At 30.8% G+C, this 11,823-nt stretch carries 9 protein-coding genes; 5 read left to right on the plus strand and 4 right to left on the minus strand.

What is annotated here, in order from left to right; all coding sequences use genetic code 11:
• Positions 1–77: 77 nt before the first annotated feature.
• The 4 genes from BUC29_RS04275 to BUC29_RS04290 all read right to left on the minus strand — a co-directional run bounded on the left by BUC29_RS04275 (position 78) and on the right by BUC29_RS04290 (position 4,026).
• On the minus strand, positions 78–623 hold the full coding sequence (locus BUC29_RS04275) for a hypothetical protein (RefSeq protein ID WP_073413701.1): 546 nt from the start codon (positions 621–623) through the stop codon (positions 78–80).
• A 14-nt stretch (positions 624–637) separates the two neighbouring features.
• Complete coding sequence (locus BUC29_RS04280) at positions 638–1,147, minus strand: hypothetical protein (RefSeq protein WP_139260405.1); 510 nt, start codon at positions 1,145–1,147, stop codon at positions 638–640.
• A gap of 133 nt (positions 1,148–1,280) precedes the next feature.
• Positions 1,281–2,966, minus strand: a complete 1,686-nt coding sequence (locus tag BUC29_RS04285) for a hypothetical protein (protein WP_073413704.1) — start codon at positions 2,964–2,966, stop codon at positions 1,281–1,283.
• Between the two features lie 91 nt (positions 2,967–3,057).
• Positions 3,058–4,026, minus strand: coding sequence for a transporter (locus tag BUC29_RS04290; RefSeq protein WP_073413706.1), 969 nt, complete (start codon positions 4,024–4,026; stop codon positions 3,058–3,060).
• Between the two features lie 124 nt (positions 4,027–4,150).
• On the opposite strand from BUC29_RS04290, the gene BUC29_RS04295 reads away from it, so the two are divergent.
• The 5 genes from BUC29_RS04295 to BUC29_RS04320 all read left to right on the plus strand — a co-directional run bounded on the left by BUC29_RS04295 (position 4,151) and on the right by BUC29_RS04320 (position 11,791).
• Complete coding sequence (locus tag BUC29_RS04295; RefSeq protein ID WP_073413708.1) at positions 4,151–4,438, plus strand: DUF4834 family protein; 288 nt, start codon at positions 4,151–4,153, stop codon at positions 4,436–4,438.
• Between the two features lie 53 nt (positions 4,439–4,491).
• A complete protein-coding gene (locus BUC29_RS04300) occupies positions 4,492–6,945 on the plus strand; it encodes a YfhO family protein (RefSeq protein ID WP_073413710.1) in 2,454 nt (817 codons plus the stop codon).
• Between the two features lie 297 nt (positions 6,946–7,242).
• Positions 7,243–8,529 (plus strand): glycosyltransferase family 4 protein, encoded by a 1,287-nt coding sequence (locus tag BUC29_RS04310; RefSeq protein ID WP_073413714.1) that lies wholly within the window; start codon positions 7,243–7,245, stop codon positions 8,527–8,529.
• A gap of 56 nt (positions 8,530–8,585) precedes the next feature.
• Positions 8,586–10,055, plus strand: a complete 1,470-nt coding sequence (locus BUC29_RS04315; protein ID WP_073413716.1) for a lipopolysaccharide biosynthesis protein — start codon at positions 8,586–8,588, stop codon at positions 10,053–10,055.
• Positions 10,056–10,138: 83 nt separating this feature from the next.
• Positions 10,139–11,791 (plus strand): mechanosensitive ion channel family protein, encoded by a 1,653-nt coding sequence (locus tag BUC29_RS04320; RefSeq protein WP_073413718.1) that lies wholly within the window; start codon positions 10,139–10,141, stop codon positions 11,789–11,791.
• The last annotated feature ends 32 nt before the right edge of the window (positions 11,792–11,823 follow it).

The following is an 11,823-nucleotide window of genomic DNA, read 5'->3' on the forward strand; positions in this document are numbered from 1 at the left end:
AACGAATATAGTTATCTTTAATTGAACAAAAAAGATTTGTATAAAAATAGCCCAATTGAATGGGCTTTCTTTATTATTTATTTAAACGTGTATCCAATTCTAAGATGTAAATCTGCAGCTGTTTCAAACTGTTTTTCGTCAATATAATACTTGTAACCAATTCCAATTCCTGCTTCATAGTTAAAATTACTATTTCCTATATTTCTTCTTATTCCCCATTTTGGTATAAACGCTATTTGATTAGATACATATGTATTATCTGTATTTGAAATCACAAACAAATCTGGGTGATATTTAATTGCTAATGTTAAAAAGTTAGCACTATTATTGCTTCCTTTATTTTGTAAAATTCGTTTATTTATATTGTAATACCATCTTGGTTCTAAAGTAATAACAGGAGCCAACGCATATTTTGTATCACAATCTGAGCAACCTCTAAGCCCTGCATCTAAACCAATTTCACTTCTTAAACTGATTTGGTTTGATAAACGAAGTTCATTATTTACCCAAACTCCTAAAAAGCCAGTTTGGATATTAAATATTGATTTTTCTACTCCGCTGTTTTGAGAATAGTTAATTTGAATGATTAAGCAAAACAGAAAAATAAAAATTGATTGTTTCATAGAAGTGAATTTTATTAAATTGACTTTTTATTTATATCCCTTATTAATTTTTTATAAGCTCCTAAAATTAGACCATCTGTGGTTTTAGCTATATAAAAGTCTTGAGAATTTTTTGATATTTCGACAGAACCTTTTATTGTTTTTGAATAAATTATTTCAGAATTATTCAAATCATATATTTCAATCTCAATTTCAACTTCATTTTTATAACTTTCCTTTAAACTATTTGTTACAGTAAAATCAATAACTCCAATTTCATCTTTAAGAACTTTAGCTTTTAAGTTTATAAAATAATCAAAATCATTTCCAAGTTTTAAATTCTTTAGTTCAGTTAAATTTGGATTAAACGGAATGTTTTTTGGTAATAGAAGTCCCTTAGTTACTGGAGCATAGTTTAAATTCGTTCTTATTAGCTTATCAAAGTCATTTATTGCAAGTTTAGTTAATTTGTCATTAATTTTATAAGGAGAATCAATACCGTTTAATAACCATTTTCCGCTGCTGAAATCTATTCCAGTTTGCATTTTTTGATCTTGAAAAGTATATGATGGAAATGCGCAAGATGTTAACTGTAAAGAGAGCAGCAGAATTAAGGCGTTTTTTTTCATTTAATTTATTGCAATAGTTTAATTTATATGAATTAAAAATTTAATAAAATTAGTCAATACCTACACTAAACTTACTTCCATGCCAACTTGTCCCTTTTCTTGCGGCGCCAATAATTTTTACTCTAAAGTTTTTTGGTCTGGCTAAAACAGATCCTTCTCCTCCTGTAATTTTCCAAGGTCCACCTCCAGAAGATTTAGCATTGAATCTAATTTCAGCTCCCCAATCAAATGTTTTTTCTCTAACTCCAATATTTAAACCTTGATCTACAACAGATTTTTGGATAAGGATTTTACCATTTTCAGGAAATTTAGCACCAAAAGTTCTATTTGCAGGAGGTGTGTACGAACTGTTTTGCGCTTGTTGTATTATACTTTTAGCTTCATTATAGGCATAGTTATAAAAATGCTCATTTAATTTTTTAGCATTCAAATTTGAATTTATTTCATTTTGAATTAAATTATCTAATGAATTTAATCCTGTTCCAAACCATTCAAATGACAATCCCTGGCCTGTATTTTGAAAAATCTGAGGTAAAGAAGAATGATTTAAATCAGTAAATGTAAATCCATATGCTCCTCCGACAGTAATTGTATTTGGACCATATGTTAATTTTTTATCTTCATAATAAAATTCCTTAATCTGCGCATTGTTATTAATTTCAGAATTCCCTAATAATTTGTCAACATCATATTCAAATTGAGCAGCTTCGACTACCAGTCTAATTTCATCTGTTGCTTCTACACGCCAAAAACCAGTCCATCCTTTAAATTGATGAACGCATTTAACCCCCATATGGTAAACAAGAAAATAGTTATAGTTAAAGGCTTTTGTTTTTACTCGTCTTTTACTTTCGTATTGATCTATACATACATCATTATCTCCAAATAAATTGCCAAATAAGCCACTTTTAGGGTCACAGCTGCTTAAATTGCTTAAAAATGAATAATAGTTTGGATCGTTAGCCACTGCTGATCCCGCAACCGGACTACTATATGTAGAACTGGAAGTATTAGATTGATAATTTGATGGTCTGTAATATACAATTTTTCCTGCTCCTATTGGAGTTGGATAGTTTTCAGGAAGTAAAAGAGTTACATCTACTCTAACTTGAAGTTCAGTTTCTATAAAAGGATCACTAGAAATACTTTCAGAGCCTAAATAATCTTCAAGAGTAGTATATTCTGTTTCGTCAACAATGAACAAACCTACATCAGTATATTTATATATATCTTCACCAATTTGTATCTCTCCATCAATATTCAAGAAACCTGCAAAAGTATCATCTCCAATAAAATCTACTGGTCCAAGCGGATCATCAAAAACAGGTGGTTCAGTAGGTGCAGTTGTAACTTCGCCTGCATTTTTTGAGGTTCTGTCTCTAGGTCTTTCTAAGTTTAATTTTTCTTTATAAAGGTTGAAAATTATTTCTTCGTTTTTTTCAGTAACAATTGGTCTTAAAGAAAGAAAGCCCTTGTTATAAAGTGGTATCAATAAGTCATTTAATTTATCTTCTGATAAGTTGACATATTCATTATATAACTGTGCAAAGGATTCTTTTGAAGGAAAATGAAGTCTACCATTTTTTACCTCAAATTCGCTTTTTTGACTTTGACTTTTATTACCTAAATCGTATTTTTCATTTTCACACGAAAAAAGAAGAAACACTGCAAGAAGTGTAAATGATTTGAAAAATAAGTTTGACTTTTTGAAATTAATTGAGTAAAATTGCATCATACTTGAAATTTTTTGTTAAAAATGTGAATTTCAAATATAAGATTTTTTCTATACGAAAAAACTTTATCTTATGTTTTTTCGTATAAATCTTTTACTCATACTTAGCTTTACGTTTTCTTTCTTTTTCCTGATAATCTATATTTTCCTTATTATCAGAGTTTTTCTTCGCTTTGTCTTTGTTCTTATTAGCGATTTGTTTTTCCTTGTACCATCCGTCATATCGCCATGAAAAACCAAATCCGCCATATAAAATAGATGGTGTATTCTTGAAATTTGTACTTATAGAAGCGTCAATCTGCATGTTTGGAGATAAGAGATAGGCTGCGCCGCCGCGGACAATTGCATCGCTGTAAAAATCACTTTTATAGCCTTGATTTTCAACAAAACCAGACCACTTGTCATTAAATCCATGAGTCAAAGTTAAGATATATCCATAACTAGGATAATCAGTTCCAATATAATCAGCAATAATATTGGTTACAAAAACCCATCTACCTCCTCCAAATAAATTTTGGGTCACTAAAGCAACTTTTGGAGAAATTGCGCCGTCTGGAGAAAAATAATAAGGATTATCTGCACCAACAAAATTGGCTCCGGCAAATATAGAAACAGCAGGAATTAATTCGCGCCATTTAAAACTGTGATTGGCCTTGTAGCTATAAATATTCGGCTCGTCTTTATAGTTTTTATAAGGATCATAAATAAGATATTTGGCACCTAAAACAGTTTGTCTAAAATTATTCTTTTTATAGCTTGTATATGGCGTATCGAAGTTTTCCATTTGATATTGAACATCAAGAATAAATTCAAGCTGTTCAAGAAAAGCGCCATATCGAATACTTAAATCGGTTCCAAAACCAGCAGCGTCATAATCTAATAAATCGTGTTTTTCTTTAATGCCATAAACACCAATTTCGCCCTGAATCACTGATTTTCCAACTGCATAAGCAGACATGGTTTCTCCCGGACGGTTTGAATTAATCACATCAGTGTATTGTGCAAAGAAAATTTGTGGTACAAAGAAGAGAGATAAAAAGAGTAAGTTTTTAATTTTCAACATAAATGTATTTTTTGATTAAAAAGCTATAACGTATTTCAAATGTACATATTTTATTATTTATTTAAGATTCATATTTTATTTTTAAACAACGGATTTACTAATTTTGGAAAAAAATTATATGATCATGCAAGAAGCATCTTTTACAAATTTGTTTAAAACGATAATGTGGATTATTGCGTTTTATTATATTTTTAAATTTTTAGCTCAAATCTTTTTGCCTGTTTTGGTTAAAAAAGCGGTTGAGAAAGCAGGAGAAAATTTTCAGAAACAACAACAGCAATACAGCCAGGATACATGGCAAAAAACTCGTAATAACAACAACGACGAAATAATCATAGATACTACAAATGCTAAAAAATCACGCGAAACCAAAAAAGTAGGTGATTATGTTGATTACGAAGAAATAGATTAAGTTTGCATCCTAAAACTAAAGGAGGATTCATCATTTAACCAAACCAGCCAAAATTGAAAATAGTAAATAAATTTTATCCGCACGCCCTTGTAATCTTGGGCTTTATTCTCGTTTCATTAATTTATTTTTATCCGGTTCTGCAGGGAAAACAAATTTTCCAGTCAGATATTGCACAATATACCGGAATGGCCAAAGAGCAAAATGACTTTAGAGCTGCTGAACATTCAGAGCCATACTGGACAAATTCTGCTTTTGGCGGCATGCCGACTTATCAATTAGGGGCAAACTATCCAAATGATTTTGTTGGAAAAATAGATGATGTCTTACGTTTTTTACCACGCCCGGCAGATTATTTATTTCTATATTTCTTAGGTTTTTATGGTTTGTTATTAGTTCTTAAAACAGATCCTTTAAAAGCTTTTATAGGCGCGATTGCGTTTGGTTTTTCTACTTATCTGATCATTATTCTTGGTGTTGGTCATAATGCAAAAGCACATGCAATTGCTTATATGCCGCTTGTTATTGCCGGTTTTATACTCGTTTTTCAGAAAAAATATATTTGGGGAGGTTTACTCACGATGTTTGCGGTTGCATTAGAAGTTAATGCTAACCACTTTCAAATGACCTATTATTTATTGATTTTCTTATTGATACTTTCAGGTTATTTTACTTTCAATTTTATAAAAGATAAAGAATATAAGCCGCTTTTGACTGCTATTGGAACATTGGCAGCAGCCGGAATTTTTGCCATTGGAGTAAATGCCGGAAATTTGCTGGCAACAAGCGAATATGCTAAATTTAGTACGCGCAGTAACAGTGAATTAACTTTTAATCCTGACGGGACTAAAAAAGAAAATGAAAACGCTTTAAGCCGAGAGTATATTACAGAATACAGCTATGGAATTGCAGAAAGTTTCAATCTTATCGCTCCTAGGCTTTTTGGAGGTTCTAATCATGAAAACCTTGGGCCTGATAGCCGTATGTATTCTTTTGCTATTGAGCAGGGAGCTTCTCCGTCTCAAGCTGCTGAATATGCGTCAGGAGTACCAACGTATTGGGGAGATCAGCCTATTGTAGCTGCGCCTGCATATATTGGTATTGTTGTGTTTTTTCTGGCAGTTTTGGCTTTATTTATTGATGATCGAAAAATTAAATATGTTTTTCTTTCAGGGGCATTATTTTCGTTAATACTTTCATGGGGAAAAAATTTCTCGTTATTAACGGACTTTTTTATCGATTACGTACCTATGTACGATAAATTTAGAGCAGTATCATCAATTCAGGTAATTTTAGAATTATGTTTTCCTGTCCTTGCTGTTATGGGAATTCAATCGTTTTTTAAAGCAAAAGAAGAGCCGAAACTACAACAAAAAGCACTTATTCAAACAGGAGTTTTTGGATTGGGAGTTATCGCAATTTTAATAATTGCAAAAGGTTCTTTCCACTTTTCAGGAAGTAATGATAATTATTTTTTAAAAAACTACGGTGCAGCATTTGTTGATGCTCTTAGAGAAGACAGAATGTCTTTATATTCTGCAGATTTACTTCGTTCAGGTTTCTTCATCATAGTGACATTTGGAGTTTTATGGTTATTTATAAAAAATAAATTTTCACAAACCACAACTTTGGTAATTGTTGCGCTTTTGATGATTTTTGATTTGTTTTTTGTAGATAAAAAATATGTATCTGCAAAAGATTTTGTCAGTCCGGTTCAGATTGCTGCTCCTTTTCAGGAAACGCCGGCAGATGCTAAAATTTTAGAAGACACAACTCATTACAGAGTTTTCGATATGGATGGAAACATGTCAAGCGCAACAGCTTCGTATTTTCACCATTCTATTGGGGGGTATCATGCTGCAAAACCAAGAAGAATGCAACAATTATTTGATTATCAAATCGCAAATAAAACCAAACCAATGAATCTTGAAATACTTAATATGTTAAATGTTAAGTATGTAATTCAGAGAGATACGACAGGCGCGCCTATACCAACAATTAATCCAGATGCAAATGGAAATGCATGGTTTGTAAGCACAGTAAAATTGGTGAATAAACCAGATGATGTAATGAAAGCGTTGGATCATATTGATACTAAAAAAGTAGCTGTTTTTAATGTTCATGAACATGAAAGTAAATTTCAAAATGCACGCATGAAAAAACAATGGGATACAACCGGCACTATTAAAGTTGTTCAATACAAGCCAAATTATATTAAATACGAATCTGATAATGCAAAAGACGGCTTAGCAGTTTTCTCGGAAATTTATTATAAAAATGGCTGGAACGCTTATATTGATGGTAAATTGACAGATCATTTTCCTGTTGATTATGTTTTAAGAGCGATGGAAATTCCGGGCGGAAAACATAAAATCGAATTTAAGTTTGAACCTCAGATTATTAAAACTGGAGGGACAATCAATTTAATTAGTTCTATTGGAATGCTGTTGCTTTTGGCGGGTGGAATTTATTTTGAAAGAAAGAGATTGTTTAGTAATCAGTTGCAGTAATCAGTCTCAGATAAGAAATGTTATTGAAGATTATTAAAGTTGTTCTTTTTATCTTTTTAGACTTAGCAGTATTTATTTTCTGTGGAATTTTTATAATGGGATATGATGACTTTTATAATGAAAGTCAAGGAGAATATTTTAGCTTTTCGAGCATGAAAACGGAATATAAAATTGTCTGGGGATTTTATAATTTTTGGATAGTTTTAAACATCTTACTTTTAATTTATATCATATATAAAGTTTATAATAGATTTGCTTTGAAATAAACTTACACTTTTTAACAATAAACGATTTTCCTTGGAACAAAAAAAGCTCTTAATTATAACGTATTACTTTCCTCCAGCAGGCGGACCGGGAGTACAGCGCTGGTTGAAATTTACAAAGTATCTGCCGGATTTTGGCGTTGAGCCGATTGTGTATGTTCCTGAAAACCCAACATATCCAATTGTTGACGAAGGTTTGGTAAGCGAAATATCAGATAAAGTAATTGTTCTTAAAAATAAAATTTGGGAGCCGTATCAACTGGCTTCTGTTTTTTCAAAAAATAAAACCAAGAAAATCAGTTCCGGAATTTTTCCACACAAAAAAAAGCAGACTTTTTTAGATAAAGCTTTTCTTTGGGTACGAGGCAACTTATTTATTCCAGATGCCCGTGTTTTTTGGGTAAAACCTTCTGTTTCTTATCTTGAGAAATACATCAAAGAAAATGATATTGATACTATTGTTACTTCGGGACCGCCGCATAGTTTACATTTAATAGGTTTAAAATTAAAAGAAAAACTAAATGTAAAATGGTTTGCCGATTTCCGCGACCCGTGGACAACTATTGGGTATCATAAAGCACTGCGTTTGTCTAATTATGCGGCTAAAAAACATAAAAAATTAGAGTATACAGTTCTTAATTCTACAGATACTATTATAGTTACCAGTAAAACTACAAAAGCAGAATTTCAGGCGATTACTAATAAACCAATTTCTGTAATTACAAATGGTTACGATATTGAAAAAGTCGAAAAACAAACTTTAGACACAAAATTCACACTTGCTCATATCGGTTCTTTTTTATCAGACAGAAATCCTAAGTTTCTATGGGAATGTCTGGTAGAACTGCTTCAGGAAATTCCTGATTTTAAAATGCATTTAGAAATTAAACTAATTGGAGCAGTGAGTCAGGAAGTCTTGGATTCTGTAGACGAATTTAAACTGAATGATTATTTAAATCTTTTAGGGTACGTTTCGCATAACGAGGCAATTGCACATCAAAAAAAGTCTCAGGTTTTGCTTTTAATAGAAATCAATTCAGAAGATACTAAAAGTATCATTCCCGGAAAATTGTTTGAATATATGGTTTCAAATCGACCAATAATAGCGATTGGGCCACAAGGTTCTGATTTTGCCGATATAATAAAAGAAACCAATACAGGCGTATTTTTTGATTATTCAGAAAAAGCGAAGTTAAAAAGTGTAATTTTGGGCTTTTATAATCAATTTTTGGAAGGAAATTTACAAGCTAATGGTGTTGGTTTACAGCAATATTCAAGAAAAAACCTAACGAAACAATTAGCACAATTGATTCAGGAGTAAGATTAAAATCGATAATCCAATAAAAAAATCTGAACTCTACAATCTAAAATAAAAAAATGGGTATTGTTTTAAACCAGTCTTTTAAAAATACTGTTATTACGTATATAGGTTTCGCAATAGGAGCCATAAACACACTTTATTTGTACCCATTTTTTCTGGGTGCAACTTATTATGGTTTAACGAATTATATAACATCTGCCGCCAATGTAATTATGCCATTATTTGCCATTGGTATGCAAAATACATTGGTTAAATTTTATTCGCAATACCAGACAGAAGAAGAAAAATCCCGTTTTTTATCTTTTACTGTTTTATTTCCGTTATTCCTAATTATACCCCTTTTACTGATTGGTCTTGTCTTTTATGACGAGATTTTATTTTTTGTATCAAAAAAGAATGCAATTGTAAAAAGTTATATATGGCTAATACCATTTATAGGATTGTGTATGGCCTATTTTGAAATTTTTTATGCCTGGCTGCGAGTAAATATGTATTCTGTTTTTGGCAACTTTGTAAAAGAAGTAGGTTTACGATTGTTTTCATTATTTCTATTAATAGGTGTTTACTACGATTGGCTAAGTGTAGAAGGATTTGTGTATGCAACTGCAGGTCTATATTTTTTAGCATTTTTAATAACAATGTTATATGCATTTAGTATTCAGAAACCAACATTTCAGTTTACAATACCAGCAAATACAAAAGATATATTGATATATACTTTTTACATTATATTATCAGGAAGTGTTGCCAATTTGCTTTTGGATGGGGATAAAATGATATTAAACCAATATATGCAGATTGAGAATATTGCATTCTATTCTGTTGCTACTTATATTGCTCTGGTAATTTCGGTTCCTAGTCGGGCGATGCATCAAATTGTGTATCCTATTACGGCCAAATTAATGCACGAAAACAAGCATGATGAATTGAACGATCTTTATAAAAAGACTTCTATAAACCTGCAGATTGTAGGTGGTTTTGTAATGCTTTGCATTTTTGTAAATATTAATCAATTATACGAATTGGTTCCAAAAGAATACAGCGGTGGTATTGCGGTTGTGTTTATGATTGGTTTATCTAAATATTTTGATTTAATTTTAGGAAACAACAATGCGATCATTTTTAATACCAAATATTACCGAATGGTATTGTATTTAGGATTAATGCTGGTTGTTTTAACAGTAATTCTAAACATGATATTTATTCCGATTTTTGGAATTTTCGGATCAGCTTTTGCTACGTTATTATCTATTACCTTGTACAGTTTAGCCAAGCTGCTTTTTGTTGTAAAAAAGCTTCATTTGTACCCATTTACAAAAGAAACGCTTTCATCAATGCTGCTTACTTTTGTTTTATTCCTGGCATTTTATTTTTGGGAATTTCCTTTTTTCCAGCTCATAAGCATAGCTTTAAAATCTATTTTAGTAACTATTCTTTATGTTTATCTAAATTATAAGTTTAATATTTCTCCGGATATTAATAAAGTTATCGATGCTGTTCTTAGAAAAATCGGAATTAAAATTTAAGATAAGCAAAGAAGTAATTTAATTTCCAATCTAATTTGTTTTTATATTTGTTAGAAGTATAACTAACTTATTTCTAATTGAATATGAAAAATAAATTACTTTGTTTGTTGGTGTTTTTTGTTAGTTCAATGTATTTTATTTCTTCTGCACAAAACCAGAAAAATAAAAATCCTGAAAAAAGCGAAGTTAAACTAAAGCCAAAAGGTTTTCCGGTAACTCCTTTTAAAGACACACTTTTCTATGTGTATAATAATGTTGGATCTTTTTCTGCTGAGAATCGTGCAAAAGCAATTACTGCAAAAATAAAATCCCTTTATGAAGATGATATTTTTAGACCAGATTCCTTAAAAATAGTTCCATCTGATATAAGTTTTGATATTGTCTATAAAAATGATTTCATTCTTATGTCAGTATTACAATCTGATGCAAAAGCTGAAAATAAGACAGCTGATGAGATTGTAAAACGTAATTTTAAAGTAATTAGAAATGCGGTTATATATCAAAACCAAAACCATTCACTTTTACCAAAAAGAATTGGTTTTACCGCTTTATTGATTCTGATATTAAGCCTTGTTTTATTTTTAGTATCTAAAGTTTTCAACAAAATAAAATCCTATTTTTCAATAAGAAGAGAAACATTTTTTAAAGGATTTAAATATAATAACATCAATATTTTAACTCCTGAAAAGCAGGAATATGTAACAACACGAGTTATTGACATCTTAAAAATAATTGCATTTATTTTACTGACCTATTTAACGCTTCCGCTGCTTTTTAATATTTTTCCGGCAACTCAGGCTTACACGGCAACAATATTAAAATGGACACTAACTCCAATAAAAGCGGCCTTTTTTGGATTTGTTGATTTTCTGCCCAACCTTTTTACAATCATTGTTATTATTTTAATTTTCAGATATTCACTTAAAATAGTTAAGTTTTTTGTTGACGAAATCAATAAAGAAAACATAAAAGTGGATGGTTTTTACAGTGATTGGGCAAAGCCGACATTTAATATAATTAGGTTTTTGGCATATGCTTTTATGCTGGTCATTATTTTTCCGTATCTGCCAGGATCAGATTCTGATATTTTTAAAGGAGTTTCAGTATTCGTTGGAATTTTATTTTCATTAGGTTCTTCAAATGCGATTGCCAATATGGTTGCAGGTTTGGTTATCACCTATATGCGTCCGTTTAAAATTGGTGATTTTATTAAAATTGGTGATGTAAGCGGAGAAGTAATCGAGAAAACAGCATTGGTAACCAGAATAAGAACAACAAAATTTGAAGATATTACGATTCCAAATGCAACTATACTTTCGAGTACCTCAACCAATTTTTCTGCAAATGCACAGCAGTCTAAAGATGGTTTGTTAATTCATACCACCGTAACGATTGGTTATGACGTTCCGTGGAAAGATATTCACAATGCTTTAATAGACGCAGCTTTAAATACTGAATTGACGGAAAAAACACCAGTGCCATTTGTGCTTCAAACAAGCTTAGATGATTTTTATGTTTCGTATCAAATCAATGTCTATACAAAAGAACCTAATAAACAGCCAAGGATTTATTCTTCACTTCATCAAAATATTCAGGATTCGTTTAATGCTGCCGGAATCGAGATTATGTCTCCGCATTATAACGCTCTAAGAGACGGAAATACAACAACAATACCTGAAAATTATCTAAAAAGCGATTACGAACCGCCTTTTTTTAATATCAAGAATAAAAGCTAGGCTTTTTTTAATATTTGGAAAATGTGAAAGGA

Origin of the sequence: Flavobacterium defluvii (genome assembly GCF_900129555.1) — a bacterium.
Lineage (GTDB): Bacteria > Bacteroidota > Bacteroidia > Flavobacteriales > Flavobacteriaceae > Flavobacterium > Flavobacterium defluvii.

Bases quoted from the DNA above. Each gene is read 5' to 3' on its own strand.
- BUC29_RS04275 (WP_073413701.1), bottom strand. From the start codon at position 623: ATGAAACAATCAATTTTTATTTTTCTGTTTTGCTTAATCATTCAAATT.
- BUC29_RS04280 (WP_139260405.1), bottom strand. From the start codon at position 1,147: ATGCAAACTGGAATAGATTTCAGCAGCGGAAAATGGTTATTAAACGGT.
- BUC29_RS04285 (WP_073413704.1), bottom strand. From the start codon at position 2,966: ATGATGCAATTTTACTCAATTAATTTCAAAAAGTCAAACTTATTTTTC.
- BUC29_RS04290 (WP_073413706.1), bottom strand. From the start codon at position 4,026: ATGTTGAAAATTAAAAACTTACTCTTTTTATCTCTCTTCTTTGTACCA.
- BUC29_RS04295 (WP_073413708.1), top strand. From the start codon at position 4,151: ATGCAAGAAGCATCTTTTACAAATTTGTTTAAAACGATAATGTGGATT.
- BUC29_RS04315 (WP_073413716.1), top strand. From the start codon at position 8,586: ATGGGTATTGTTTTAAACCAGTCTTTTAAAAATACTGTTATTACGTAT.
- BUC29_RS04320 (WP_073413718.1), top strand. From the start codon at position 10,139: ATGAAAAATAAATTACTTTGTTTGTTGGTGTTTTTTGTTAGTTCAATG.